Genomic DNA, 25,162 nt, shown 5'->3' with positions numbered 1-25,162 from the left:
GCCCCCGCCTATCGCACAGGTGTCGCTTACCAGCTGAAGCGCGGGCCGACGAACCACTGGGTGTCGCCGTCGACGAACTTCACGTCGCCGCTCACGCCCCAGTTCTGGTTGAACTTGGCCTGGGCGCCGAGGCGGCCGTAGAACTCGCCGTCGTAGTTGTCGCCGTCTTCGTAGCCGGCCATCACGTAGCCTTCGAAGTTCGGGTGCAGCGCACCGCGCACGCCCACCTCGGCGCTCCAGCCGTCGTAATCGAAGCCGCGGCCGGCGTCGAACTTCTCGTAGGCCACGCGGGTGACCAGGTCGGCGGACGGGGCGATCTCGCGGTTGTAGCCCACGCCGGCGCGCCACTGGTCGAAGTCGATCGAGGTGTCGTCGATCTCCTGGTTGCTGTAGCCACCGAACAGGTGGAAGTTCGGGGCGATGGCGACCGAGCCGTCCAGGCCCCAGCCGTCGGCATCGGCGCCGTCGGTATTGGTCGCGGCGTAACCGCCCTGGACGTAGTTGTAGGACACGCCCTCGGCCGCCGAGGCGGCGAAGGGGGCGGCGACCAGCAGGGTCAGGGCCAGCAGGGACTTCTTCATTGTTCTATCGACCTCTATGTCGTTTGGTATGTCCGGCCTTTTGCTCCGACCGGTGGGCGCAATTATTCGCAGCGGTCCTCAATCCAGCCTGAATATCAAACTGACTGGTACATTAATTTGGTGCGGCTTCCGGGAACTTCGGGGCTTGCATCAGGCATCAGCCCGCGCCGGCGAACCCGTTCTGCCGCCAGGCCTCGAACACCACCACCGCCACCGCGTTGGACAGGTTGAGGCTGCGGTTGCCCGGGCGCATCGGCAGGCGCAGCTGCAGCTCCGGGGCGACCGCGTCGAGCACGTCCTGTGGCAACCCCCGCGTTTCCGGGCCGAACAGGAAGGCATCGCCATCGGCGTAACGCGGCTGGTCGTGGCGGACCTGGCCGCGGGTGCTCAGCGCGAACAGGCGTACCGGCCGGATCGCGTCGAGCGCGGCGTCCAGGCTGGCGTGCACCTGCACGCGGGCGAACTCGTGGTAATCCAGGCCGGCGCGCCGCAGCTGCTTGTCCTCCATCGCGAAGCCGAGCGGCTCGACGAGGTGCAGGCGCGCGCCGGTGTTGGCGCAAAGCCGGATCACGTTGCCGGTGTTCGGCGGGATCTCGGGCTGGTACAGCAGGATGTCGAAAACAGGCGCTTGCATCGCGGCGATTGTATGCGGGCCCCTCCCGCCGCCGCGCGGGTGCGGCGGTCAGGGCAGGGTGACGGCCAGGGTCTCGGCCAGCAGCGTGGTCGCCAGCTGCGCGGTCAGGGCCTGGGCGTGCTCGGCGGCCACGATGGCGGCGCGCTCGGCCAGCTGCTCGGCGGTCGGGTACACGTTGATCGCCGCCAGGTCGACGATGTGCGCCACGCGCGGGGCTTCGTTGGCGGCCAGCTCGGCGGCCAGCGCGGCATCGGGGCGGACGGTCACGGCCGGCAGGTCGACGACATGGGCGACGCGCGGGGCGTTGGCGGCCAGCTCGGCGCTCAGGGCGGCGTCGGGACGGACGGTCACGGTCGGCAGGTCGACGATGCGGGTCTCGGCGGCGTTGGCGGACAGGGCGGCCAGCGACAGGATCAGGCTCATCGCGGCGGAAAGGGTCTTGGCGTTCATGGCGTGCTCCGGTGTGATGTGGCGGTGGTGTGGTAGTAAAGTAATACACCTAACCAGCAAGCGCAAGCGAAAGTTCAAGATTTCCCGCTTGTGTTCACCATCCGTTCAGTAATTTTCAGGATGGCGCTGGACTCGCCAGATACAACGCATACAGCGTGCCAACCCCAAGCAACTGATTTACAACGCTTTTATCGGGTGTCCGCGGTGTCCGGCGGTGCGCGCGGACGTCCGTCAAGCGTGGTTTCCGTGTCCGGCGCCCGCCGGCTGGCGGGCTCGGAACCCGGTTCCAGGACGGCCGACCTCAAGCCGATCGCCCGGGAGAGCTCGACGCCTTATGTATGTGGGAAAGCGCGCACGAGGCGGCGCGCGGTCACCAGGGCAGCACCTGGCCCCGTGGGTCGAGGAAGACGCCGCTCTGCCCGGGGCCAAGCCGGTTGATGACATCCAGCAGCGCCGCCACCGCCTCGGCCGGCGCCAGCGTGGCCTGCGCGCCACCCATGTCCGTGCGCACCCAGCCCGGATGCAGCGCCACCACCCGGATCCCACGTGGGGCCAGGGCCCGCGCCAGCAGCACGCTGCCCATGTTCTGGGCGGCCTTGCCGATCGCGTAGCTGGGCGTGCGGAACTCGTCGCGCCGGGCGATCGAGCCGATCTCCGAGGACAGGTTGGCCACCACGGCTCCCGCGCGCGCGCCATCGGCATCGGCCAGCAAGGGCACCAGCGCCTGGGTCAGCAGGAAAGGGCCGATCGCATTGGTGTGCAGGCTGGTCTCCAGGTCGGCCTCGGCGACCTGGCCGAAGCGCTCGCCGCCGTGCAGCACGCCGGCATTGTTGACCAGCAGCCCGAGGCGGGCGCCATCGAGCACCAGTGGCAGTTCGCGCACCAGTTCGTCGCGGCTGCGCGCGCTGGCCACGTCCAGCGGCAGCACGTGCAGCCGGCCCGGATGCTCGCCGGCCAGCAGGTTCAACGCCGTCGCGCGGCCGGGATGGCGGCACGCGGCCACCACGCGCTCGCCACGCACCAGCAGCTGGCGGACGAATTCCAGCCCAAGCCCGCGGTTGGCGCCGGTCACCAGGCAGTGGCGGTCGGCTTCGGTCGAGTCCCGCATCGGCGGCTCCGCTCCGGCATGGCTTGTGGCCTAGTGTAAAGGCCGGGGGCGCTGGGTAGGATCGGGCGTCTACACCCCAAGGAGCGTCACCATGACGTTAGCCCGCCGGCCGCTTACGGCCGCCCTGGTCCTGGCCATCACCGCATCGCTCGGCGTCGCCGCCCTGGCGCCTTCGCCGGCGCTGGCCGCCAAGACCGCAGCGCCTGCCGGCGAGCAGCTGGTGCCGTACGAGGAGTTCACCCTGCCCAACGGCCTGCGCGTGATCGTGCATACCGACCGCAAGGCGCCGGTGGTGGCGGTGAACCTCTGGTACCACGTCGGCAGCAAGGATGAACCGGCCGGCCGCAGCGGCTTCGCCCACCTGTTCGAACACCTGATGTTCAACGGCTCGGAAAACTACCGCGGCGAGTTCTTCGAGCCGTTCGAGCTGGCCGGCGCCACCGACCAGAACGGCACCACCTGGCTGGACCGCACCAACTACTTCCAGAACGTGCCGACCACCGCGCTGGACATGGCGCTGTGGATGGAGTCCGACCGCATGGGCCACCTGCTCGGCGCGATCGACCAGAAGGTGCTGGACGAGCAGCGCGGCGTGGTCCAGAACGAGAAGCGCCAGGGCGAGAACCAGCCCTACGGCCAGGCCGACGACGAGCTGTACCGGGTGCTGTACCCGAAGGGCCACCCGTACCACCACAGCACGATCGGCTCGATGAACGACCTCAACGCGGCCTCGCTGGAGGACGTGAAGAACTGGTTCCGCGCCTGGTACGGCCCGAACAACGCGGTGCTGGTGCTGGCCGGCGACATCGACGTCGCCACCGCCAGGGAGAAGGTCGCGCGCTACTTCGGCGACATCCCGGCCGGCCCGAGCCTGGCGCGCGTGCAGGCCGGACCGGTGAAGCGCGAGGACAGCCGCGCGACGATGACCGACAAGGTCCCGCAGGCGCGCATCTACCGCGCCTGGAGCGTGGCCGGCTACGGCGATGCCGATGCCGACCGCCTGCAGGTGCTGTCGCAGGTCCTCGGCGGCAGCCGCAGCTCGCGCCTGGACCGCCGCCTGGTCCACGGGGAGAAGCTGGCCGACAAGGTCAGCGCCTACGTGCAACCGTTCGAGCTGGCGTCCACCTTCTACATCACCGCCGACGTGAAGCAGGGCGTGGACCCGGCCAAGGTCGAGGCGATCATCGACGAGGAGCTGCGCAAGCTGCTGGCCGACGGCCCGACGGCCGCCGAGCTGCAGCAGGCGCAGGCCATGCTCGAGGCCGGGTTCGTGCGCGGCATCGAGCGCATCGGCGGCTTCGGCGGCAAGGCCGACGCGCTGGCCGAGTGCGCGGTGTACACCAAGGACCCCGGCTGCTTCCGCGCCAGCCTGGAAGTGGTCCGCGACACCACCGCCGCCAACTTCAAGGCCACCGGCCAGCGCTGGCTGGGCGAAGGTTCGCACACCCTGGTGGTGGTGCCGGGCGACCGCACCGTGCTGGAGGAAGAGGCATCGCCGACCCCGGCGCCGTTCGTGCTGCCCAAGCCCGATCCCAAGTTCAAGACGGCCAGGACCACGGTCGACCGCAGCCAGGGCGTGCCGATGCCCGAGAGCTTCCCCGACCTGAAGTTCCCGGCGCTGGAGCGGGCCACGCTCAGCAACGGCACGAAGGTGATCCTGGCCCGCCGCGACGCGGTGCCGGTGGTGCAGTTCAGCTACGAGTTCAAGGGCGGCTTCGCCGCCGACCAGGGCCGCAAGCTCGGCACCTCCAGCTTCACCATGGGCATGCTCGACGAGGGCGCGGGCGAGCTGGACGCGCTGGCGTTCGCCAACCGCGCCGAGTCGCTGGGCGCGATGCTGGGCGCAGGCGCGGCGCTGGACGGCGGCAACGCCTACCTGTCGGCGCTGAAGGAGAACCTGGACGATTCGCTGGGGCTATTCGCCGACATGCTGCGCCAGCCGCGCTTCGACCAGAAGGAGATCGATCGCGTCCGCGCCACCTGGATCGCCGGCATCGGCCAGGAGAAGGCGCGGCCGAACGGCGCCGCGCTGCGGGTGCTGCCGCCGCTGCTGTACGGCAAGGGCCATCCCTATGCGATCCCGTTCAGCGGCAGCGGCACCGAGGCCTCGATCGCCGCGTTGACCCGCCAGGACCTGCTCGATTTCCACAACCAGTGGGTGCGTCCGGACAACGCGACCCTGATCGTGGTCGGCGACACCACGCTCGAGGAGGTGGTGCCGCTGCTGGAGAAGCACTTCGGCGACTGGAAGGCCGCCACGCCGGCCGTGGCCGCCGCCGCGCTGCCGGAAGTGAAGCGTCCGGCCAAGCCGACCGTCTACCTGGTCGACCAGCCCGGCGCCGTGCAGGCCACGATCCTGGCCGGCCAGGTGGTGCCCTCCACCAAGGACGCCGGTGCGATCCGGTTCGACTTCGCCAATTCGGTGCTCGGCGGCGAGTTCACCTCGCGCCTGAACATGAACCTGCGCGAGGACAAGCACTGGGCCTACGGCGCCTACAGCAGCGCCCCGGGCGCGATCGGCCAGCGGCCGTGGATCAGCTTCGCACCGGTGCAGATCGACAAGACCGCCGACGCCCTCAAGGAGCTGGACCGCGAGATCCGCGAGTACGCCACCGGCAAGGCCCCACCGACCGCGGAGGAAGTGGCCAAGATCCAGGCCACCGAGATCCGCAGCCTGCCCGGCGCCTACGAGACCAGCCGCGCGGTGATGGGCACGATCGGCGGCATCGTCCGCTACGACCGCCCGGACGACTACGTGTTCAAGCGCAAGGACGAGATCGAGGCGCTGACCGTGGAGCAGGTGCAGCAGGCCGCGGCCACCCTCGATCCCGACAAGCTGGTGTGGGTCGTGGTCGGCGACCTCAAGCAGGTCGAGGCGCCGGTGCGCGCGCTGAACCTGGGCGAGGTCCACGTGGTCGATGCCGACGGCAAGCCGGTTGTCGCGAAGTAGCACCACTCGGACACGCGCCGGCTCCGGCCGGCGCGTGTCCGAGGCACACTTTGTTGTAGGAGCCGATCCTCATCGGCGACCCGACACCGCCGGCACAGGCGACGTCCCCCCAGGGCCTCCGACTCACGTGTCGCCGATGAATCGGCTCCTACAATGGCGTTCATCCCCGGGCCGGCACTCTGGTGGCTGCCGGCCCCTCCACCTGGAATTCCCGCCCATGCTCCGTCCCCTGTCCGTCCTGCTGCTGGTCCTCCCGTTGGCCGCCTGCACCTGGGTCTCGCTCAAGCCCGAGGCCAAGCAGGTGCGCGTGGTCCCGGCCGGGCCGGCGCCGGCCGGCTGCACCCGGCAGGGCGAGATCGAGGTTTCGGTGAAGCACAACGTGGCCTTCTACGATCGCGACGCGCTCAAGGTCCGCGACGAACTGGAAACCCTGGCCCGCAACGAGGCGCCCGGGGTGCCTGCCAACACCCTGCAGCCGCTGGGCGAACCCAGCGGCGGCAGCCAGCGCTTCGCCGCCTTCCAGTGCGGCCCCTGAACCCGGCGGCGGCCCGCCCGGGTTCGTAAAGGTGCGGTGAAGACGGCCAGCCGTTAGAATCGGTGCCCCTTCCGCCACACCGGCGCGGTTTGCCATGCTGTTCAAGAACGTCTCCATCGCCGGGCTGGCGCATATCGACGCGCCGCACACCCTGACCTCGCAGGAAATCAACCAGCGGCTCAAGCCGACGCTGGACCGCCTGGGCATCCGCACCGACGTGCTGGGCGACATCGCCGGCATCCACGCCCGCCGCATGTGGGACGACGGCCAGCAGGCCTCCGACGTGGCCACCCTGGCGGCGCGCAAGGCCCTGCTCGACGCCGGCATCGGCGTGGAGAAGATCGGCCTGTTGGTGAACACCTCGGTCAGCCGCGACTACCTGGAGCCGTCCACCGCCTCGATCGTGTCCGGCAACCTGGGCGTGGGCGACGAGTGCATGACCTTCGACGTCGCCAATGCCTGCCTGGCCTTCATCAACGGCATGGACATCGCCGCGCGGATGCTTGAGCGCGGCGAGATCGACTACGCGCTGGTCGTGGACGGCGAGACCGCCAACCTGGTCTACGAGAAGACCCTGGAGCGCATGGCCTCCCCGGACGTGACCGAGCAGCAGTTCCGCGACGAGATGGCCGCGCTGACCCTGGGCTGCGGCGCCGCGGCGATGGTCCTGGCCCGCCGCGAGCTGGTCCCGGACGCGCCGCGCTACAAGGGCGGCGTCACCCGTTCGGCCACCGAGTTCAACCAGCTGTGCCGCGGCAACCTGGACCGGATGGTCACCGACACCCGCATGCTGCTGATCGAGGGCATCAAGCTGGCGCAGAAGACCTTCGGCGCGGCCAAGCTGGCGCTGGGCTGGGCGGTGGACGAGCTGGACCAGTTCGTGATCCACCAGGTCAGCCGCCCGCACACCCAGGCGTTCGTGAAGTCCATCGGCATCGACCCGAAGAAGGTCATGACCATCTTCGGCGAGCACGGCAACATCGGCCCGGCTTCGGTGCCGATCGTGCTGAGCAAGCTCAAGGAGCTGGGCCGCCTGAAGAAGGGCGACCGCATCGCCCTGCTGGGGATTGGTTCGGGCCTGAACTGCTCGATGGCCGAAGTGGAATGGTGATGCGCCCCCGGGGCGCCTGATCCGGGTTGCATGAAGGGCCGGCTCGTCCGGCCCTTTTCATGTCCGGTCGATCGGCCTGGCGTTCCCGCACCCGGCGGCGCGGGGCGTCCCCCGCATCGAGCGAGGGCTGTTGTTCAGCCCGCCCCGCAGCACTTCTTGTGCTTCTTGCCGCTGCCGCAGGGGCACGGATCGTTGCGGCCCGGTGCCGCGTCGCGGCGGATCGGCGTGCGCGGCGTCAGCGACTCGAAGTGGTGGTGGTTGAGGTCGGCGAGCATGCCCGGCAGGTCCATCACGATCTCCAGCCGGTCGCGATAGCCCAGGGGCACCGGTGCCTTGCCAGGGTCGTCGGCATCGGCCACCTCGCCGGACGCCAGCCGCTCGAGCAGGGCGAAGATCTCGTCGATCCACTCGTTCTCGTCCAGCCAGCGGTCCCACTCGGCCTCGCGCAGCGCCACGCCTTCGAAGAAGCCGAGCGCCCATTCGCGGCCGACGTCCAGTTCGTCCTCGGCCAGGGCCTCGGTGCCGTCCTCCGGGTCTTCCGGCAGCCACATCAGGGGCATCAGGTGGTCCGGCAGGGTTTCTTCGCCCTTTCGGGCGCGCGCGGCGCACATGTTCCAGTGGCCCGCCAGCAGGGCCTGGACCTCCTGCGCTTCCTCCGCACTGCCCCAGTTCGGGGCCTTGCCGCCCCATACCAGCGGCTCCCACTCCTCGGGCGGCACCGGCGAGGGCGACACCACCAGAGCGGAAAGAAAGCCGTCCAGGGCCTCGAGGTTGAACCCGCGGAACGGGACGGCGCGTTGTTCGAGCAGCGCGGACAGGCGCTCGATCTGCGCGTCGTCGAGGTAGGGCGGGGGCGTGGCCATGGCGGATGGAAGCAAGGGAAGGGCGTGCATGGTAGTCCCTGCGGCAGCCCAAGGGAGGCGTGCGCGCCACGCCGCCGGCCGGTAGCGGCGCGCGCTGGCCTACAATCCCGGGCTTCCCGCGAAAACGGCCTCCCCGTGCCACAGTTCCCAGGCTACCCGTCCGATCCGAAGCGCTTCGAAGTCCGCCCCGGCATCTCGATGTCCTACCTGGACCAGGGGCCGCGCGACGGCGAGGTGGTGGTCATGCTGCACGGCAATCCGTCGTGGAGCTACTACTGGCGCACCCTGGTCGCGGGGCTGTCCGACCCGGCTTCCGGCAAGCGCTACCGCTGCATCGTCCCGGACCATGTCGGCATGGGCCTGTCCGACAAGCCGGACGACTACCTGGCCTCGAAGCCGCGCTACGACTACACCCTGCAGTCGCGCGTGGACGACCTGGAGGCGCTGCTGCGCCATGCCGGCGTCGACGATGCCACCCCGGTGACCCTGGCCGTGCACGACTGGGGCGGGATGATCGGTTTCGGCTGGGCGCTGAAACACGCCGCGCAGGTGAAGCGGCTGGTGGTGCTCAACACCGCCGCCTTCCCGATACCGGCGACCAAGGCGATGCCGTGGCAGATCGCGCTGGGCCGCGACTATTTCGTCGGCGAGCTGCTGATCCGCACCTTCAATGCGTTCTCCGCCGGCGCCTCGTGGCTGGGCGTGGAACGGAAGATGCCGGCCGACGTGCGCCGCGCCTACGTGGCGCCGTACGACTCGTGGAAGAACCGCATCGCCACGATCCGCTTCATGCAGGACATCCCGCTCTCGCCCAAGGACGAGGCCTGGCCGCTGGTGGAGGCGGCCGGCAAGGCCCTGCCGTCGTTCGCCGACCGTCCGGTGTTCATCGGCTGGGGCCTGAAGGACTTCGTGTTCGACCGGCATTTCCTCGAGCGATTCCAGGCCGACCTGTCGCGGGCGCAGGTGCACGCCTTCGAGGATGCCGGCCACTACGTGCTCGAGGACAAGCACGAAGTGCTGGTGCCGGCGATCCGCCGTTTCCTGGAGACGCATCCGGTATAGCGGCCGCGATCGCGGCCCGGCACGCCGGCTTGAGCACGCTTGGCCGGCGCCGGGTGGAGCCGGCGGCGCGTGCGGGCGTGCCAGGTGCGCCGGGGGCGGATGGCTCAGGCGGCGATGGGCGGCGCGGGCGGGGACGAAGGGCTGTTGCCGTTGTCGTCCGGGCAGTCGTCGTCGTTGCCGGCCGGGTCGCGCCAGCGCCAATCGGCGGCGGTGAGCGGCGGCAGTCCATGGACGATGCGCGCCTGGTCGCATTGCCGGCTGGGGGCACCGAATTCCCAGGACGCATCCACCTCGCGGCACACCGACGGCCGCTGGGGATGGATGCTGCAGCGCGAATACACCCCGATCTCCGCATCCAGCGCCACGCAGCGTACGGGCGCCGAGTAGGTGCCCCGCATGCACAGCCGGTGCGCGTCCAGGGGCTCGGTCAGGTGCGACGGCACCCCGCCCTCGCCGTGCGCGTCCGACTCCAGCCAGTGGAACGCGACGCGGTACTGGGTACAGCATGCGCCGCAGGTAAGGCAGGGGTGCATGGGGGTCCGACGCGTCGGGCGGTGGTGGGGACGAGGCGTCGAATTCTGCCGCAGGCCGCGCCCTGCGCAGAAGCGTCCCCGCGTCCGGGCGGACGCAGCCCCGATCGGCGGTCGTCCATCGGCGATAATCGGGCGATGACCGAGCCCTGCAACATCGCCGCGGCGCTGCCGCGGCTGGCCGCCGAACGTCCCGACCAGCCCGCGATCCGTTGCCCCGGGCGGCGCAGCGCGGGCGCTGGACTGGCCGCCTACGACGTGGTCCTGGACTACCGCACCCTGGACGCGCGCAGCGATGCGATCGCCGCCGGCCTGGCCCGCCACGGGATCGGCCGTGGCGTGCGCACGGTGGTGATGGTGCGGCCGTCGCCGGAGTTCTTCCTGCTGATGTTCGCCCTGTTCAAGGCCGGTGCGGTACCGGTGCTGGTCGACCCGGGCATCGATCGCCGCGCGCTGAAGCAGTGCCTGGACGAGGCGCAGGCGCAGGCCTTCGTCGGCATTCCGCTGGCGCATGCGGCGCGCCTGGTGCTGGGCTGGGCCAAGTCCGCGCGCATCCTGGTCACGGTCGGCGCGCGCTGGGGCTGGGGCGGCACCACGCTCGCGAAGATCGAGCGGGACGGCGCCGGCAGCGGGCCGCAGCTGGCCGATACCGCGCCGAATGACGTGGCCGCGATCCTGTTCACGAGCGGATCGACCGGCGTGCCCAAGGGCGTGGTCTACCGCCACCGCCATTTCGTCGCCCAGGTCGCGATGATGCGCGAGGCCTTCGGCATCGAGCCCGGCGGGGTGGACCTGCCGACCTTCCCGCCGTTCGCGCTGTTCGACCCCGCGCTCGGTTTGACCTCGGTGATCCCCGACATGGACCCGACCCGGCCGGCCAGCGCCGACCCGGTGCGGCTGCATGACGCGATCTGGCGCTTCGGCGCCACCCAGCTGTTCGGCTCGCCGGCGCTGATGCGGGTGCTGGCCGACTACGGCCGGCCGCTGCCGACGCTGCGCCGGGTGACCTCGGCCGGCGCGCCGGTACCGCCGGAGGTGGTCGAGAAGATCCGCACCCTGCTCGACGACGACGCCCAGTTCTGGACGCCCTACGGCGCCACCGAGTGCCTGCCGGTGGCGGTGATCGAAGGCCGCGAACTGCAGGGCACGCGCGCGGCGACCGAGGCCGGCGCCGGCACCTGCGTCGGCCGGCCGGTGCCGCCGAACCAGGTGCGCATCATCGCGGTGGACGACGCGCCGGTCGCCGAGTGGTCCGGCGTGCGCGAACTGGCGCCGGGCGAGGTCGGCGAGATCACCGTCGCCGGCCCGACCGCCACCGACAGCTACTTCAACCGCGACGCGGCCACCGCCGCGGCCAAGATCCGCGAGACGCTGGCCGCGGAGGGAAGCGGGCCGGCGGCGGGCGAGCGCGTCGTCCACCGCATGGGCGACGTCGGCTATTTCGACGACCAGGGCCGGTTGTGGTTCTGCGGCCGCAAGAGCCAGCGCGTCGAAGCGGCCGATGGCCCGCTCTACACCGAGCAGGTCGAGCCGGTGTTCAACGTGCATCCGCAGGTGCGCCGCACCGCGCTGGTCGGCGTGGGCGGCCGCGGCACGCAGCGGCCGGTGCTGTGCGTCGAGCTGGCCGCCGGCACCCACGTAGGCGAGTTCCCGCGGATCGAGGCGGAGTTGCGCGCGATCGGCGCACGGCATCGGCACACCGCGCGCATCGCCACCTTCCTCCCGCACCCCGGCTTCCCGGTCGACATCCGCCACAACGCCAAGATCGGCCGCGAGAAGCTGGCCGCCTGGGCCGTCCCTCGCCTTGGAGACAACGCATGAAGATCCTGGTCACCGGTGGCGGCGGTTTCCTCGGCCAGGCGCTGTGCCGCGGCCTGCGCGGGCGCGGCCACGAAGTGGTGAGTTTCCAGCGCCGGCATTCGCCGGAGCTGGCGGCGCTTGGCGTGGGCCAGGTGCGCGGCGACCTCGCCGACGCCAACGCGGTGATGCATGCGGCCGCCGGCGTGGACGCGGTGTTCCACAACGCGGCCAAGGCCGGCGCCTGGGGCAGCTACGACAGCTACTTCCAGGCCAATGTCGTGGGCACCCGCAACGTGCTGGCCGCCTGCCGCGCGCATGCCATCGGCCGGCTGGTCTACACCTCCACGCCCAGCGTCACCCACCGCGCCACCCATCCGGTCGAGGGCCTGGGCGCGGACGAAGTGCCCTATGGCGAGGATTTCCAGGCGCCGTACGCGGCGACCAAGGCGATCGCCGAACAGGAGGCGCTGGCCGCCAGCGACGCCACGCTGGCGGTGGTGGCGCTGCGCCCGCGCCTGATCTGGGGCCCGGGCGACGCGCAGATCCTGCCGCGACTGGTCGAGCGCTCGCGCGCCGGCCGGCTGCGCATCGTCGGCAGCGGCGACAACCTGGTGGACACGACCTACATCGACAACGCCGCGCAGGCGCACCTCGATGCGTTCGACCACCTGGCGCCCGGCGCAGCCTGCGCAGGCAAGGCCTACTTCATCTCCAACGGCGATCCGCGGCCGATGCGCGAGGTACTCAACGCGCTGCTGGCGGCAGCCGGCGCGCCACCCGTGGAGAAGCACCTCTCGTTCAAGGCCGCGTACCGCATCGGCGCGGTCTGCGAGCGGGTCTGGCCGCTGCTGCGCCTGCGCGGCGAGCCGCCGATGACCCGCTTCCTCGCCGAGCAGCTCAGCACGACGCACTGGTACAGCATGGAGCCGGCACGCCGGGACTTCGGCTACGTGCCCCGGGTTTCCTTTGACGAGGGACTCACAAGGCTGAAGGCTGCATGGCGCGACGGTGCGGCCATCACCTGATCACGACCCGGGTCCACGCACTATCCGCGGCAACCGCCCCGAGGGGCGTCCACCCGAGGGATATCCCCATGCTGCACTACGCCGTCGTGTTCTTCGTCATCGCCGTCATCGCCGCGCTGCTGGGCTTCAGCGGCATCGCCGGCGCCGCCACCAATATCGCCTGGATCCTGTTCGTCGTGTTCCTGATCCTGGGCGCCGTTTCGCTGCTGCGCGGCCGCAAGGTCTAGCGCGGGGCCACCGTAAGGAGGGAGCTCGCCGCCCGGGCCGTGTGCAAGCCGGCGCGCGGCAGGCATGGAAGCCATTGGACGGGCGGGGCGCAAGCCCCGCCCGTCGTCTTGTCCGCGCCTTGTTCCGCGCGGCACCAGGCGTTCCGCACCGTCGCCCCGGCATCGGCCCCGGTAGAATGCCGGCATGCCCACGCCTTTCGATGCCCTCAAGCCGCTGGCCGGTCGCGCCCTGGAAACCGCGCTCAACCGTGCCGTGGCACTGGATCCGGACACGGGCGCGGCGTTGGCGGCACTGGATGGCCGCCGCATCTCGCTGGCGCTCGAATCACCGCCGCTGGCGCTCGACATCGCCGTGCATCGCGGCCATCTGCAGGTGGGTCCGCCGCTGGGCGAGGCCGACCTGGCGGTCCGCGGTACGGTCGGCGGCCTGCTGGGACGCTTGCCGTTCCTGGCCGGCGCGCGCGGCGCGGGCGGGCGCCTGCACGTGGCCGGCGACGCCGACCTGGCCCAGCGCCTGCAGCGGCTGGCCGCCAACTTCGCCCCCGACTGGCAGCAGCCGTTCGTCGCCGCGTTCGGCGAAGTGATCGGCGTACAGGTCGCCAACGCGGTTGCGGCGGCGCTGCGGGGCGTCCGGGAAACGGCGGTAGGGCTGGCGCGTTCCGGCGCCGAGTACGTCACCGAGGAAAGCCGCGACGTGGTCGCCCGCGCCGAGCTGTCCGCCTTCAACGACGACGTCGATGCATTGCGCGACGACGTCGAGCGCATCGCCGCGCGCATCGCCCGCCTGCCCCGCGTCGAGGTGGCCCCGTGAGGGCGGCGCTTCGCGCCTGGCGCATCGGCCGGGTGGTCCTGCGCTACCGGCTGGACGAACTGCTCGACGACACGCCCGCCGAGCGCTGGCTGCGGCTGGGCAAGCCCTTCGCCCCGCGCACGCCGGCCAGCGTGGCGCGGCTGCCGCGCGGCGAGCGCCTGCGGCTGGCGCTGCAGGAGCTGGGGCCGATCTTCGTCAAGTTCGGCCAGATCCTTTCGACCCGGCGCGACCTGCTGCCGGCCGACATCGCCGAACAGCTCGCCCTGCTGCAGGACCAGGTGGCGCCGTTCGACGGCGACACCGCGCGCGCGATCGTCGAGCACGCGCTCGGCGAACCGGTGGCCACGGTGTTCGCCCGCTTCGACACCACGCCGCTGGCCTCCGCGTCGATCGCCCAGGTACATGCCGCCCGCCTGCGCAACGGCCGCGACGTGGTGGTCAAGGTGCTGCGCCCGGGCATCGAGAAGCAGATCGGCGCCGACATCGCCCTGCTCAAGTCGCTGGCCGCGCTGGTCGACCGCACCCACCCCAACGCCGACAAGATCCGCCCGCAGGCGGTGGTCGCCGAGATCGAGACCACCCTGGCCGCCGAGCTGGACCTGCAGCGCGAGGGCGCCAACGCCAGCGTGATGCGCCGGCTGTGGGCCGACTCGCAAGACCTGTACGTGCCGGAAGTGATCTGGAGCCACACCGCCGAGCGCGTGCTGACCATGGAGCGGGTCAGCGGCATTCCGTCGGACGACATCGCCGCCCTGGATGCCGCCGGCATCGACCGCCGCGTGCTGGCGGAGAAGGGCGTGCGCGTGTTTTACACCCAGGTGTTCCGCTACAACTTCTTCCACGCCGACGCGCACGCCGGCAACATCTGGGTCGACGACGATCCGGCGCGGCGCCACGACCCGCGCTTCGTGGTGCTGGACTTCGGCATCGTCGGCCAGCTCTCGGCGCAGGACCAGTACTACCTGGCCGAGAACTTCATGGCCATCTTCCACAAGGACTACCGCCGCATCGCCGAGCTGCACGTCGAAGCCGGCTGGATGCCGGCGACCGTGCGCATCGACGAGCTGGAAGCCGCCGCGCGCGCGGTCTGCGAGCCGTACTTCACCCGACCGCTGAGCGAGATCTCGCTGGCCGAAGTACTGGCCAAGCTGTTCCGCACCGCGCAGCGCTACGAGCTGACCCTGCAGCCGCAGCTGATCCTGCTGCAGAAGACCCTGCTCAACATCGAGGGCGTCGGCCGCCAGCTCGACCCGAGGCTGGACATCTGGGCGGTGGCCCAGCCGGTGCTGGAGCGGATCCTGCGCGAGCGCTACAGCCCGCGCCGCCTGCTGCGCGAGTTCCGCAAGCGCGCGCCGGAGCTGATGACCCGCGCGCCGGAAATGCCGCGCCTGCTGCACGCCTGGCTGGAGCAGCAGGTCGAGGGCCGCCACGAGATGGGCATCCGTTCGCAAGAGCTCAGCGAAATCGCCCGCACCCTGCAGACCATGCAGCGGCGCTCGGTGGCCGCGATCCTCGGCAGCGGGCTGCTGGTGGTGGCCGCGGTGCTGTATGCGCTCGAGGCCGGTGGGCCGAGCCTGCTGGGCGTGCCGCTGTCGGCGTGGATCGCCGGCCTCGGCGGCCTGTGGGCGATCCTGGCCGCGCTGCCGCGCAGGTAGGGCGGTCGCCGGCGACAAGCCGGTCTCGTTGGCGTGCCGGCCGACGCGGCCATCACCCGTCCGTTCCTCGCCGTCGGATACGCCCGTGTCGCCCATGGAGATGGGCTCCTACAGGGCGGTGGTGGTGCCCGTGTAGGAGCCGATTCATCGGCGAACCGGCGGGGCCATCACCCGTCGGTTCCCTGCCGTCGGATACGCCCGTGTCGCCCATGAAGATGGGCTCCTACAGGGCGGTGGTGGTGCCCGTGTAGGAGCCGATTCATCGGCGACCCGACGGGGCCATCACGCGTCGGTTTTCCTGACGTCGGATACGCCCGTGTCGCCCATGAAGATGGGCTCCTACAGGGCGGGGGTGGTGCCTGTGTAGGAGCCGATTCATCGGCGACCCGGCGTCGCGTTACGGCCCGGCTGCCGCTGGTCCCCGCGCCGCTGGCCCGGCCTTTGCCGCCGCGGCGAAATCACCGGCGGTGAAGGTGCTCAGCTTCGCCGGATCCAGGTGCCTGCGGATCGCGGCGTTGACCTGGTCCACGGTGAGCGCGCGGTAGCGGGCGTCGAGGTCGGCGGTGAACTGCATGGTGCGGCCGAAGTACAGCTGGTCCTGCAGCATGCCGGCGACCTGGGCATCGTTGGCCCGGCCCTGTTCGCGTTCGGTGAGCAGGCCGGAGACCGCATCCTGCAGTTCGGCGGCGGTGATGCCGTCGGCGACCAGGCGGGCCAGCTCCTCGCGCGCCGCCGCCTCGACACGGGCCATGTTCTGCGGCGCGGCGATCGCCTGGATGGCGAAGCTGCCGGCATCGTCCTCGCCTTCGATGCTGTCGTCGGCGTTGATCGAGCTGCCCACGCCGTAGCTCAGGCCCTCCTTCTGCCGGATGCGGTCGCCCAGCCGCGACTTCAGCGCGCCGCCGCCGAAGATGCGGTTGGCCACCACCAGCGCGGTGTAGTCGTCGTCGGTGACCCGCAGCGGGACGTTGTGGCGGGCCATGAACACGGCGTTGGGCTTGTCCGCCACCGGCAGGCGCTCGGCCACCGGCGCCACCGGCGTGAAGCGGGTCGCGATCGGCTGGTAGGGATGCGGGGTCTTCCAGCCCGCGAAAAGCGCCTCCAGCTGCGTGCGGACCGCGGCCGCGTCGAAGTCGCCGACGATCGCGACCTCGCCCTGCGCCGTGCCGTAGAAGTCGCGGTGAAAGGCGACCAGGTCCTCGCGCCTGAGCGCGCGCAGGCGGGCCAGCGACTCGTCCAGCGTCTCCACGTGCAGCGGATGGCCGGCCGGCCAGGGGTCGAAATGCAGCGCCAGCGCCTGCGCGGCGATGCTGCCCGGCTCGTTGCGCGAGGCTTCCAGGCCGGTGACCGCCTGCAGCTTCAGCTGCTCGAACTCCTCCTCGGCGAAGGCCGGTTCGCGCAGCAGCGTCGCCATCAGGGCCAGCGCCTCGGGCAATTGCGCGCGGCGGGTGACCAGCGACAGGTTGGCGCCCTGCAGGCCGCCACTGACGCCGCCCTGGGTCTGCAGCGATTCCAGCTTCTGGTCGATCTGCACGCGGCTCAATTGCCTGGAGCCGCGCATCAGCATCGCCCCGGCCATGCCGGCGGCGGTGTCGCGGCCGGTCAGCGAGGCGGCGTCGCCGAAGCGGAAGTTGCCGTCCACCACCACCGTGCCGCCGCGGGTGCGCTTGGGCAGCAGCGCCACCTTCAGTCCTTCGCCGAGGGTGAAGCGCTCGGTGCGGGCCTCGATGTTCGCCGGGCTCGGGTCGAAGTGTTCGCCGGCATCGACCGCGGCACGGCCGGTGTAACCGGCGACCACGCCCGCCGCCGGTGGCGCGGCCGGCACCTCGACCCGGTCGGGCGCATCGGTGGGCACGAAGCGTCCGAGGGTGCGATTGACCGGGCGCAGGTACTGCGCCGCGACGCGGTTGACGTCGTCGGCGGTGACCTTGGCGATCGCATCGCGGCTGGTGAACAGCAGGCGCCAGTCGCCGGCGGCGACGAACTCCGACAGGCCCATGCCGACCGCGTTGACGTCGGTGAAGTACAGGTCGTAGGCGTTGGCGATGCGCTGCTGCGCCTGCGCCACTTCCTCGGCGGTGACCGGCTGCTTTTCCAGCCGTTCGACCTGGGCGAGCAACACCTCTTCCATCGCCTGCGCATCGCCGCTGCGCTGCTGTACCGCCACCGCGGTGAACAGGCCGGCATCCGCAAGGCCCTCGGCGCTGGCGCCGGCGGCGGCGGCGATGCGCGGCTCGACCAGGGCGCGGTGCAGGCGGCCGCCCGGGGTGTGGCCGAGCACGTTCGCCAGCACGGAAAGGGCGGCGTTGTCGGCATGGGTGCGCGCGGGGATGTGGTACGCGGCGGCGACCAGGTTGAGGTCGCCGACCCGGCGCACGGTGACCTCGCGCTCGCCGTCCTGCGCCGGCTCCACGGTCGGTGCCTGCGGCAGCGGCGACTTCGGGTTCTTCAGCGGCCCGAACGCGGCCTGGACCTTGCCCAGCACCTCGGCCGGGTCGATCCGGCCGGCGATGACCAGGGTCGCGTTGTCCGGGCGGTACCAGGTCCGGTAGAAGTCCTGCAGCTGTTCGATCCGCAAGCCCTCCACGTCCGAGCGCGCGCCGATGGTGGAGTGGCCGTAGTTGTGCCAGAGGTAGGCGGTCGAACGCAGGCGCTGCATGAGCACGCCTACCGGGTTGTTCTCGCCGGCCTCCAGCTCGTTGCGGACCACGGTCATCTCGCTGTCCAGGTCGGAGCGGGCCACGCGCGAGTTGAGCATGCGGTCGGCCTCCATCCCCAGCACCCAGTCCAGGGTGCCGGCGTTGGCCGGGAACGAGGCGAAATAGTTGGTCCGGTCCAGCGAAGTGGTGGCGTTGAACTGGATGCCGCGCCGCTTCATCTCGCCGCTGATGTCGTCGTGCGCCGGGGTGCCCTTGAACAGCAGGTGCTCGAGCAGGTGCGCCATGCCGGTCTGCCCGTAGTTCTCGTGCACCGAGCCGACGCCGTAGGTGAGGTTGACCGTCACCGTCGGCTTGGTCGGGTCCGGGAACAGCAGCACGCGCAGGCCGTTGGCCAGGGTGAATTCGCTGATGCCCTCGATGCTGGGGCCGGCGGTCACGCCCCTGGGCAGGGCCGGCGCCTGCGCCGCGGCATGCGCCCCGGTACACGGCAGAGCGGTGGCCAGCGTGAGCGCGAATGCGAGAATGGACTTGCCGGCGATCATCCGTGGTCTCCAGTGCAGGGGCCGGGCGTCTTGCCGGCCCATCGAGTGTCGCAGATGTGGCCCACGGCCGCAGTGCGCCGGTGGTGTTGGCCGGTAGGTCTTGTCCACGCGAAGGGGTAGGAATCCATGCGGTTGCCAGTGCTGTACGAGGACGCGTGGCTGGCGGTGGTCGCCAAGCCGGCCGGGTTGATGGTGCACGACAGCGCGCTGGCCGCGGACGAGACCGACTTCGCCGCCGACCGCCTGCGCGAGCAGTTCGGCCGGCCGATCCACCTGGTCCACCGCCTCGACCGCGCCACCAGCGGCTGCCTGCTGCTGGCGTTCGACCGCGACAGCGCCTCGGCGCTGGGCAAGGCGGTAATGGCCCGGCAGCTGGACAAGTACTACCTGGCGATCTGCCGCGGCTGGCCGGAAGAGGCGTTCACCATCGACCACCCGCTCGACGGCGGCCCCGGCAAGCCGCAGAAGAAGCCGGCGGTGACGCGCTTCCGCCGCCTGGCCACCGGCGAGCTGGACGAGCCGTCCGCCGGCTTCGCCACCTCGCGCTACGCGCTGCTGGAATGCGAGCTGGCGACCGGGCGCTTCCGCCAGATCCGCCGCCACCTCAAGCATGCCTCGCACCACCTCATCGGCGACACCAGCCATGGCGATGGCCGCCACAACCGCGCCTTCCGCATGCGCGGGGTGCACCGGATGCTGCTGCATGCCTGGCGGCTGGGCTTCCCGCACCCGCGGACCGGCGAGCCGCTGAAGGTGGAAGCGCCGCCGGAGGGCGAGTTCCTCAAGGCGATGGCGCTGTTCGGCTGGCCGCCGCCGCCGTCTTTGTAGGAGCCGATTCATCGGCGACCCGACGCCGCGGGGACGGGCGACGTTTCTCGCCGGTCGGTGTCCGGGGTCGCCCATGAAGATGGGCTCCTGCAGGAACGCGTCGCGGCCTGCCGCGCGGTGGCGCCACAGCGGATGCGCAATGACATCGCGCGGCGCCTGCGCCACGCCCGCCCGCGCCCTGCTCCTGTAGGAGCCGATTCGGCGACCCGACGCCGCCGGCAAGGACGAGGCCCACACCACGGCTTCGCCACTCTCCCCACACCACCCTGTCGCCAGCAAGCTGTGCTCCTACATACAATCGGCCCATGCCCGCCGACGACCTGGTCATCTACCCCGGCCTGGCGATCCCCGATGCGGAGATCGTCGAGCGCTTCGTGCGCGCCAGCGGCGCCGGCGGTCAGAACGTCAACAAGGTATCCAGCGCGGTCGAGCTGCGCTTCGACATCGCCGGCTCGCCGTCGCTGCCCGAACCCCTGCGCGCGCGCCTGCTGGCGCGGCGCGACCGCCGACTCACCGACGAGGGCGTGCTGGTGATCGACGCCCAGCGCTTCCGCACCCAGGACCGCAACCGCCAGGACGCGCGCGAACGGCTCGCCGCCTTCATAGCCGCCGGGCTGGTGGTGCCCAAGCGCCGGATCGAGACCAAGCCCACCCGCGCGTCCAAGCAGCGCCGCCTGCAGGGCAAGCGCGAACGCAGCGAGGTCAAGCGCGGCCGCACCACCCGGAACTGGGACTGAGCGTGGCCGCCGACGGACCGCTGCTGCCGCCGATCCCGCCGAACATGCCGCAGGTGCCGGCGTCGCGGCGTTTCTCGCGCTGGCTCGGGCGCACGATCCTGCGCCTGGGCGGCTGGCGCGTCATCGGCACCTTTCCCGACATCCCCCGGCTGGTCCTGATCGCCGCGCCGCATTCGTCCAACTGGGATGGCATCTGGGGCATGGCCGCGAAGATGGCGCTGGGCTTCGATGCGCGAATCCTCGGCAAGGACTCGCTGTTCTGGTGGCCGCTGTCGGTGGTGCTGCGCCGGCTGGGGGTGATCCCGCTGGACCGCAGCAAGCCGCAGGGCGTGGTCGAGCAGAGCATCGAGCTGATCCGGCAGTCGCCGCAGCTGTGGTTCGCGCTGGCGCCGGAAGGCACGCGCAAGCCGGTGCAGCAGTGGAAGGCCGGCTTCCTCAAGATCGCCCACGGCGCCGGCGTGCCGGTGCTGATGGCGTACTTCCATTACCCGGACAGGACCATCGGCATCGGTCCGCTGTTCCACACCACCGGCGACCTGCCCGCCGACATGGCCGCGATCCGCGCCTGGTATCGCCCGTGGCAGGGCAAGAACCGCGGGACGGTGTAGGAGATCGCATGGCCGTCGCCCTGGTCTGGTTTCGCGACGACCTGCGCCTGGACGACCAGCCCGCGCTGCGCGCCGCGCTCGAACGCGGCTGGTTGCCGGTGCCGGTCTACATCCACGCGCCGGACGAGGAGGGCGACTGGGCACCGGGCGCGGCCTCCGATGCCTGGCGCCGGCGCTCGCTGGCGGCGCTGGCCGACGCGCTGGAGCGACGCGGTTCGCGCCTGCTGGTATTGCGTGGACCGAGCCTGGGCACCCTGCAGGCGCTGGCCGCGCTTACCGGCGCCGAGGCGGTGCTGTGGACGCGCCGCTACGAGCCGGCGATCGAGAAGCGCGACGCGAAGATCAAGCGCGCCCTGCGCGAAGCCGGCCTGCATGCGGAGAGTTTCAACGGCGCGCTGCTGTTCGAACCCTGGGAGGTGGCGACGAAGCAGGGCGATCCGTACCGCGTGTTCACGCCGTTCTGGAAAGCGGCGCGGGCGCAGTGGCGCACGCCGCGGTTGTGGGACGCGCCGGCGCGGCTGCCCTCGCCGGACGCGGCCGAAGCGCCGCACGGGATCGCGCTCGACACCTTGTTGCCCGCGCCTTCGCCACCATGGGACGCCGGCTTCTGGCAGCGCTTCACCCCGGGCGAGGCCGGCGCCGGCGACGCGCTGGCGCGGTTCCTCGGCCAGGCGCTGGCCGGTTACGCCTCGGCACGCGACATGGCCGCCGAGGCGGGCACCTCGCGGCTGTCGCCGCACCTGCACTTCGGCGAGGTCGCGGTGCAGCGCGTGGCCGCGGCGGTGCTCGATGCCGGCGATACCATCGCCGCCGAAGACCGCGACCGTTTCCTCGCCGAACTGGGCTGGCGCGAGTTCGCCCACCACGTCCTGCACCACTTCCCGAAGGTGCCCGACGAGCCGCTGGACGCGCGCTTCGCCGATTTCCGCTGGGCGCGGCCGCTGCAGGCACGGCTCGATGCCTGGCGCCAGGGCCGCACCGGCGTGCCGATCGTCGATGCCGGCATGCGCGAGCTCTGGCACACGGGCTGGATGCACAACCGCGTGCGCATGATCGTGGCCAGCTGGCTGACCAAGCACCTGCGCATGCACTGGCGCCATGGCGCGCGCTGGTTCTGGGACACGCTGGTCGACGCCGACCTGGCCAACAATACCCAGGGCTGGCAATGGACCGCCGGCACCGGTGCCGACGCCGCGCCGTACTTCCGCGTGTTCAACCCGGTGACCCAGGCGCGCAGGTTCGATCCGGAAGGGGCCTACATCGCACGCTGGGTCCCGGAGCTGGCGGCATTGCCGCCGCAGGCGCGGTTCGCGCCCTGGGAACAGCCGGAGCTGCTGCGGCGGCTCGCGCCGGGCTATCCGCGCACGCCACAGGTCGACCTGGCCGAAGGCCGGCAGGCGGCGTTGGAGGCCTTCGCCCTGCTCAAGCGCGCGCGCTGAGGCGCCGCCGGTCGCGTCACGGCGGCGTGACGTGCGCCGGGTAGGATCGGATGCCCTTCCGTCCGTTTCGCGAGGTCACGCCATGCGCCGTTCTCCCCTCAGCCTGCTCGCGTCCGCGCTCCTCCTCGCCAGTGCCGCCGCCTCCGCGCAGGCGCCTGCGGCCGCGGACAGGCCGTTCGACGCGGTCGAAGTGGCGCGCTTCGACGAGCCGTGGGCGATGACCTTCCTGCCCGACGGCCGCCTGCTGGTCACCGAGAAGGCCGGGCGCCTCTGGGTGCAGGACGTGGCCACCGGCAAGCGCACCCGCATCGGGCGCGTACCGGAAGTCGTGCACGCCGGCCAGGGCGGTTTCGCCGACGTCGTCCTGCATCCGCGGTTCGCCAGCAACGGCTGGGTCTACCTGAGCTACGCCGAGGCGGGCGACGGCAACACCTCCGGTGCCGCCGTGGCGCGCGCGAAACTGGACCTCGAGGACAACGAGCTCGAGGACCTGCAGGTGGTCTGGCGGCAGGTGCCCAAGGTCGCGGGCAACGGCCACTATGGCCACCGCATCGCCTTCGACGCCGACGGCATGCTCTGGATCACCTCCAGCGAGCGGCAGAAGTTCGACCCGGCGCAGGACATGGCCTCCAACCTGGGCAAGATCGTGCGCCTGCGCGACGACGGCAGCGTGCCCGAGGGCAACCCGTTCGCCGGCCAGGGCGACGTGGCTGCGCAGGTATGGTCGCTGGGCCATCGCAACATGCTCGGGATCGACTTCGACCGCGACGGCCGGTTGTGGGTGCACGAGATGGGCCCCAAGGGTGGCGACGAGCTCAACCTGATCGAGAAGGGCGCCAACTACGGCTACCCGATCGTCTCCAACGGCGACCATTACGACGGGCGCCCGATCCCCGACCACGACACCCAGCCGCAGTATCGCGCGCCGGTCATCACCTGGACTCCGGTGATCTCGCCGGCCGGCTTCGTGATCTACGACGGCGACCGCTACCCGGGCTGGAACGGCAGCGGCCTGATCGGCGGGCTCTCATCGCAGAGCTTGGTGCGGGTCGCGTTCGACGGCACCTCGGCGCGCGAAGCCGAGCGCTTCGACATGGGCACGCGCATCCGCGAGGTCGAGCAGGGGCCCGATGGCACGATCTGGCTGCTGGAGGATGGCGGCAAGGGCGCCCAGGGCCGGCTGTACCGGCTCGACCCGCGCTCGTGAGGTTCGCGGGCGGCCCTGGTGGCCGCCCGCGGGTGATGCCCGTAGAGCGGGGCTCGCCCCGCTGCTTCGCTCTGATGTCCTCGCCCGCAGGCCAGGAGAGCCCTGCATGGCGAGGGCAGCGGGGCTCGCCCCGCTCTACGGGGGGCGTGCGGGCGGCGGGCACGTGGCCGTGCCCGCCGCCGCGCGCATACTCAGAAGTCCCAGCGGCCGGTGAGCGTCAGCGGCATCGACACGCGGCTGCCGGTGTCGTTGATCGCTGCCAGGCCGAGCCCGGCGATGGCGGAATCGTCGTCGGACAGGTCGCCGATGTAGCTCACGCCGCCGGTCAGGGTCATGCTGAAGCGCTCGGTGAACGGGATCTGCACGCCGGCCTCGACGCCGCCGCTCACCGCCCAGGCCTTCTCGAAGAACGGGGCGTCCGGGATCGTGATCGCCGCGGCGGGGATCTCGAAGGTTGCCTGGATGGAGTCGGTCTCGGTCGCGCCCAGCCGCGCCGCCACGAACGGCCGGGCCCAGCCGCCTTCGCCGAAGAAGTGCCGGTAGCCGAACTCGAACGTGTAGGCGTCGTAACCGGAGAAGTGGCCGAAGACGTCGAGCTCGGTGTCCAGCGCGGGTACGTAGGCGGCGCCAACGCGCACTCGGCCGTCATCGGCGCTCATCTGGCGGGCCTGGAGGAACACTTCGCTCCGGTCGCTCAGTCCGTATCCCACTTCCAGGCCCAGCGACATGGCGGTGCCATAGATCTGGTCGTGGCCGCGCGACTGGATGCGCAGCTGCGCATCGACGCCGGCCAGCGCGGGATTGAGCGGGCCCAGGTCGGGCACGTCCACGGTCGCGCCGCGGTGCACGTCGCCGCTGAGCGGCGTGTCGGTGCCGCCGAGCACGGACATGGAGAAGCGACCGCTCTCGGGAGCGGCCAGGGCGGGGGAAGCCAGCGCACAGAGCGCGGTGCAGAGCAGCAGCTTGTTCATGACGCTTTCTCCTGGTGGGTGGTGCATGCGGTTGCGGCGCGATGCCGTGGACAGGGCCATGGCACCGCGCCAACGCGGGGGACGGTTGGGATCAGGGCATCAGCACGCGGTCGACGACATGCACGACGCCATTGCCGGCGGCGAGGTCGGTGGCGGTCACGCTGGCCTTCCCGCCCTTGGCATCGGTGAGCAGGACGCGGTTGCCGTCGAGGCTGGCGACCAGCTTGCCGCCCTGCACGGTGGCCAGTTCGGCCTTGCCGCCACCGGCCTTGATCTTCGAAACCAAGGTGGCGGCGTCGACCTTGCCGGGCACCACGTGGTAGGTCAGCACGCCGGTCAGCGTGGCCTTGTTCTCGGGCTTGAGCAGGGTGTCGACGGTGCCGGCGGGCAGCGCATCGAACGCGGCGTTGGTCGGCCCGAAGACGGTGAACGGGCCCGCCGACGACAGCGTGCCGGCCAGGCCCGCGGCCTTGACCGCGGCGACGAGGGTGGTGTGGTCGGGCGAGCCGACGGCGACGTCGACCACGGTCGACTGCTTGGCCGGCGCGGCGGCCGCACTGGCGGCGCCGGCGTTGGCGGTGGGGGCCAGCGGCGCGATCAGGGCGAGCGAAAGAGCCAGGGCGATGCGATGGGAGTTCATGGTGGTGCCTCGTGGCGGATGGAAGGGAGGCTGCATCGGCAGCGAGGTCTGTTACGCCGGATGTGGCGGTTCGGATTCATCACGCCGCGTGCACACCGCGCACGCCGAGGTCCAGGATTGCGTGGCGGGAATCCATCCGGCCCTCCCGCGCGTATGGAAGTGAACAGCCGGTCGTGACTTCTTCCCCA

At 71.3% G+C, this 25,162-nt stretch carries 23 protein-coding genes; 14 read left to right on the top strand and 9 right to left on the bottom strand.

All coding sequences use genetic code 11. From position 1 onward, the window contains the following. Positions 1 to 26: 26 nt before the first annotated feature. From ABKA19_RS01325 to ABKA19_RS01310, 4 genes are all read right to left on the bottom strand, one after another. Positions 27 to 581, bottom strand: a complete 555-nt coding sequence (locus tag ABKA19_RS01325; RefSeq protein WP_353687311.1) for an OmpO family porin — start codon at positions 579 to 581, stop codon at positions 27 to 29. A 157-nt stretch (positions 582 to 738) separates the two neighbouring features. Next, complete coding sequence (gene trmL / locus ABKA19_RS01320) at positions 739 to 1,215, bottom strand: tRNA (uridine(34)/cytosine(34)/5-carboxymethylaminomethyluridine(34)-2'-O)-methyltransferase TrmL (RefSeq protein WP_353687310.1); 477 nt, start codon at positions 1,213 to 1,215, stop codon at positions 739 to 741. Between the two features lie 48 nt (positions 1,216 to 1,263). Beyond that, on the bottom strand, positions 1,264 to 1,665 hold the full coding sequence (locus ABKA19_RS01315) for a hypothetical protein (RefSeq protein WP_162375838.1): 402 nt from the start codon (positions 1,663 to 1,665) through the stop codon (positions 1,264 to 1,266). A gap of 370 nt (positions 1,666 to 2,035) precedes the next feature. Continuing rightward, complete coding sequence (locus tag ABKA19_RS01310) at positions 2,036 to 2,773, bottom strand: SDR family oxidoreductase (RefSeq protein WP_353687309.1); 738 nt, start codon at positions 2,771 to 2,773, stop codon at positions 2,036 to 2,038. 91 nt (positions 2,774 to 2,864) lie between these two features. On the opposite strand from ABKA19_RS01310, the gene ABKA19_RS01305 reads away from it, so the two are divergent. From ABKA19_RS01305 to ABKA19_RS01295, 3 genes are all read left to right on the top strand, one after another. Then, entirely contained in the window at positions 2,865 to 5,723 is a 2,859-nt protein-coding gene (locus tag ABKA19_RS01305) for a M16 family metallopeptidase (RefSeq protein WP_353687308.1), read from the top strand. A 217-nt stretch (positions 5,724 to 5,940) separates the two neighbouring features. Next, on the top strand, positions 5,941 to 6,258 hold the full coding sequence (locus ABKA19_RS01300) for a DUF4156 domain-containing protein (protein WP_162375835.1): 318 nt from the start codon (positions 5,941 to 5,943) through the stop codon (positions 6,256 to 6,258). Between the two features lie 94 nt (positions 6,259 to 6,352). Then, positions 6,353 to 7,369: a 3-oxoacyl-ACP synthase III gene (locus ABKA19_RS01295; protein ID WP_353687307.1), complete on the top strand. Its 1,017-nt coding sequence runs from the start codon at positions 6,353 to 6,355 to the stop codon at positions 7,367 to 7,369. Positions 7,370 to 7,503: 134 nt separating this feature from the next. Here ABKA19_RS01295 and ABKA19_RS01290 read toward each other — a convergent pair whose 3' ends face one another. Then, on the bottom strand, positions 7,504 to 8,232 hold the full coding sequence (locus ABKA19_RS01290; protein ID WP_353687306.1) for a UPF0149 family protein: 729 nt from the start codon (positions 8,230 to 8,232) through the stop codon (positions 7,504 to 7,506). A 135-nt stretch (positions 8,233 to 8,367) separates the two neighbouring features. Between ABKA19_RS01290 and ABKA19_RS01285 the strand changes: the two genes are divergently transcribed. Then, positions 8,368 to 9,294 carry an alpha/beta fold hydrolase gene (locus tag ABKA19_RS01285; protein ID WP_353687305.1) on the top strand — a complete coding sequence of 309 codons (927 nt, stop codon included), beginning with the start codon at positions 8,368 to 8,370 and terminating at the stop codon, positions 9,292 to 9,294. Between the two features lie 104 nt (positions 9,295 to 9,398). Here ABKA19_RS01285 and ABKA19_RS01280 read toward each other — a convergent pair whose 3' ends face one another. After that, positions 9,399 to 9,827: a YkgJ family cysteine cluster protein gene (locus tag ABKA19_RS01280; RefSeq protein ID WP_353687304.1), complete on the bottom strand. Its 429-nt coding sequence runs from the start codon at positions 9,825 to 9,827 to the stop codon at positions 9,399 to 9,401. Positions 9,828 to 9,962: 135 nt separating this feature from the next. Between ABKA19_RS01280 and oleC the strand changes: the two genes are divergently transcribed. From oleC to ubiB, 5 genes are all read left to right on the top strand, one after another. Then, positions 9,963 to 11,645: an olefin beta-lactone synthetase gene (oleC, locus tag ABKA19_RS01275; protein ID WP_353687303.1), complete on the top strand. Its 1,683-nt coding sequence runs from the start codon at positions 9,963 to 9,965 to the stop codon at positions 11,643 to 11,645. Beyond that, a complete protein-coding gene (gene oleD / locus ABKA19_RS01270) occupies positions 11,642 to 12,649 on the top strand; it encodes a 2-alkyl-3-oxoalkanoate reductase (RefSeq protein WP_162375830.1) in 1,008 nt (335 codons plus the stop codon). Before oleC ends, oleD begins: the two co-directional genes overlap by 4 nt. 68 nt (positions 12,650 to 12,717) lie before the next feature. After that, positions 12,718 to 12,876, top strand: coding sequence for a DUF1328 domain-containing protein (locus ABKA19_RS01265; RefSeq protein WP_162375829.1), 159 nt, complete (start codon positions 12,718 to 12,720; stop codon positions 12,874 to 12,876). Between the two features lie 184 nt (positions 12,877 to 13,060). Further along, complete coding sequence (locus ABKA19_RS01260) at positions 13,061 to 13,687, top strand: ubiquinone biosynthesis accessory factor UbiJ (protein ID WP_353687302.1); 627 nt, start codon at positions 13,061 to 13,063, stop codon at positions 13,685 to 13,687. Then, positions 13,684 to 15,342, top strand: a complete 1,659-nt coding sequence (gene ubiB, locus ABKA19_RS01255; RefSeq protein ID WP_353687301.1) for a ubiquinone biosynthesis regulatory protein kinase UbiB — start codon at positions 13,684 to 13,686, stop codon at positions 15,340 to 15,342. The genes ABKA19_RS01260 and ubiB overlap by 4 nt, the downstream gene beginning before the upstream one ends. 397 nt (positions 15,343 to 15,739) lie before the next feature. On the opposite strand, the gene ABKA19_RS01250 is transcribed toward ubiB, so the two are convergent. After that, positions 15,740 to 18,544, bottom strand: coding sequence for a M16 family metallopeptidase (locus ABKA19_RS01250; protein ID WP_353687300.1), 2,805 nt, complete (start codon positions 18,542 to 18,544; stop codon positions 15,740 to 15,742). 126 nt (positions 18,545 to 18,670) lie between these two features. Between ABKA19_RS01250 and ABKA19_RS01245 the strand changes: the two genes are divergently transcribed. The 5 genes from ABKA19_RS01245 (at position 18,671) to ABKA19_RS01225 (ending at position 23,363) form a co-directional block, all read left to right on the top strand. Then, positions 18,671 to 19,372, top strand: coding sequence for a pseudouridine synthase (locus tag ABKA19_RS01245; RefSeq protein WP_353687299.1), 702 nt, complete (start codon positions 18,671 to 18,673; stop codon positions 19,370 to 19,372). 305 nt (positions 19,373 to 19,677) lie between these two features. After that, positions 19,678 to 20,109: an alternative ribosome rescue aminoacyl-tRNA hydrolase ArfB gene (gene arfB, locus ABKA19_RS01240; RefSeq protein ID WP_353687298.1), complete on the top strand. Its 432-nt coding sequence runs from the start codon at positions 19,678 to 19,680 to the stop codon at positions 20,107 to 20,109. Between the two features lie 44 nt (positions 20,110 to 20,153). Next, positions 20,154 to 20,717, top strand: a complete 564-nt coding sequence (locus ABKA19_RS01235) for a lysophospholipid acyltransferase family protein (RefSeq protein WP_162376146.1) — start codon at positions 20,154 to 20,156, stop codon at positions 20,715 to 20,717. An 8-nt stretch (positions 20,718 to 20,725) separates the two neighbouring features. Beyond that, the gene (locus tag ABKA19_RS01230) at positions 20,726 to 22,156 is read left to right on the top strand and encodes a cryptochrome/photolyase family protein (RefSeq protein WP_162375823.1); all 1,431 of its coding nucleotides are present in this window, start codon (positions 20,726 to 20,728) and stop codon (positions 22,154 to 22,156) included. Positions 22,157 to 22,238: 82 nt separating this feature from the next. After that, positions 22,239 to 23,363, top strand: a complete 1,125-nt coding sequence (locus ABKA19_RS01225; protein WP_353687297.1) for a PQQ-dependent sugar dehydrogenase — start codon at positions 22,239 to 22,241, stop codon at positions 23,361 to 23,363. A gap of 191 nt (positions 23,364 to 23,554) precedes the next feature. Here the strand turns inward: ABKA19_RS01225 and ABKA19_RS01220 are convergent, their stop codons facing one another. Next, positions 23,555 to 24,334 (bottom strand): hypothetical protein, encoded by a 780-nt coding sequence (locus tag ABKA19_RS01220; protein ID WP_353687296.1) that lies wholly within the window; start codon positions 24,332 to 24,334, stop codon positions 23,555 to 23,557. Positions 24,335 to 24,425: 91 nt separating this feature from the next. Next, positions 24,426 to 24,974: a fasciclin domain-containing protein gene (locus tag ABKA19_RS01215; RefSeq protein WP_353687295.1), complete on the bottom strand. Its 549-nt coding sequence runs from the start codon at positions 24,972 to 24,974 to the stop codon at positions 24,426 to 24,428. Positions 24,975 to 25,162: the final 188 nt, after the last annotated feature.

This window comes from Pseudoxanthomonas sp. Soil82 (assembly GCF_040446535.1).
In the GTDB taxonomy this organism is placed as follows: Bacteria; Pseudomonadota; Gammaproteobacteria; order Xanthomonadales; family Xanthomonadaceae; genus Pseudoxanthomonas; species Pseudoxanthomonas kaohsiungensis.
The sequence above is the reverse complement of the archived record's forward strand: the minus strand, read 5'-3'. Positions and strand labels throughout refer to the sequence as shown.

Bases quoted from the DNA above. Each gene is read 5' to 3' on its own strand.
- ABKA19_RS01325 (WP_353687311.1), bottom strand. From the start codon at position 581: ATGAAGAAGTCCCTGCTGGCCCTGACCCTGCTGGTCGCCGCCCCCTTC.
- trmL (WP_353687310.1), bottom strand. From the start codon at position 1,215: ATGCAAGCGCCTGTTTTCGACATCCTGCTGTACCAGCCCGAGATCCCG.
- ABKA19_RS01315 (WP_162375838.1), bottom strand. From the start codon at position 1,665: ATGAACGCCAAGACCCTTTCCGCCGCGATGAGCCTGATCCTGTCGCTG.
- ABKA19_RS01310 (WP_353687309.1), bottom strand. From the start codon at position 2,773: ATGCGGGACTCGACCGAAGCCGACCGCCACTGCCTGGTGACCGGCGCC.
- ABKA19_RS01305 (WP_353687308.1), top strand. From the start codon at position 2,865: ATGACGTTAGCCCGCCGGCCGCTTACGGCCGCCCTGGTCCTGGCCATC.
- ABKA19_RS01300 (WP_162375835.1), top strand. From the start codon at position 5,941: ATGCTCCGTCCCCTGTCCGTCCTGCTGCTGGTCCTCCCGTTGGCCGCC.
- ABKA19_RS01295 (WP_353687307.1), top strand. From the start codon at position 6,353: ATGCTGTTCAAGAACGTCTCCATCGCCGGGCTGGCGCATATCGACGCG.
- ABKA19_RS01290 (WP_353687306.1), bottom strand. From the start codon at position 8,232: ATGGCCACGCCCCCGCCCTACCTCGACGACGCGCAGATCGAGCGCCTG.
- ABKA19_RS01280 (WP_353687304.1), bottom strand. From the start codon at position 9,827: ATGCACCCCTGCCTTACCTGCGGCGCATGCTGTACCCAGTACCGCGTC.
- oleC (WP_353687303.1), top strand. From the start codon at position 9,963: ATGACCGAGCCCTGCAACATCGCCGCGGCGCTGCCGCGGCTGGCCGCC.
- oleD (WP_162375830.1), top strand. From the start codon at position 11,642: ATGAAGATCCTGGTCACCGGTGGCGGCGGTTTCCTCGGCCAGGCGCTG.
- ABKA19_RS01265 (WP_162375829.1), top strand. From the start codon at position 12,718: ATGCTGCACTACGCCGTCGTGTTCTTCGTCATCGCCGTCATCGCCGCG.
- ABKA19_RS01260 (WP_353687302.1), top strand. From the start codon at position 13,061: ATGCCCACGCCTTTCGATGCCCTCAAGCCGCTGGCCGGTCGCGCCCTG.
- ABKA19_RS01250 (WP_353687300.1), bottom strand. From the start codon at position 18,544: ATGATCGCCGGCAAGTCCATTCTCGCATTCGCGCTCACGCTGGCCACC.
- ABKA19_RS01245 (WP_353687299.1), top strand. From the start codon at position 18,671: ATGCGGTTGCCAGTGCTGTACGAGGACGCGTGGCTGGCGGTGGTCGCC.
- arfB (WP_353687298.1), top strand. From the start codon at position 19,678: ATGCCCGCCGACGACCTGGTCATCTACCCCGGCCTGGCGATCCCCGAT.
- ABKA19_RS01235 (WP_162376146.1), top strand. From the start codon at position 20,154: ATGCCGCAGGTGCCGGCGTCGCGGCGTTTCTCGCGCTGGCTCGGGCGC.
- ABKA19_RS01230 (WP_162375823.1), top strand. From the start codon at position 20,726: ATGGCCGTCGCCCTGGTCTGGTTTCGCGACGACCTGCGCCTGGACGAC.
- ABKA19_RS01225 (WP_353687297.1), top strand. From the start codon at position 22,239: ATGCGCCGTTCTCCCCTCAGCCTGCTCGCGTCCGCGCTCCTCCTCGCC.
- ABKA19_RS01220 (WP_353687296.1), bottom strand. From the start codon at position 24,334: ATGAACAAGCTGCTGCTCTGCACCGCGCTCTGTGCGCTGGCTTCCCCC.
- ABKA19_RS01215 (WP_353687295.1), bottom strand. From the start codon at position 24,974: ATGAACTCCCATCGCATCGCCCTGGCTCTTTCGCTCGCCCTGATCGCG.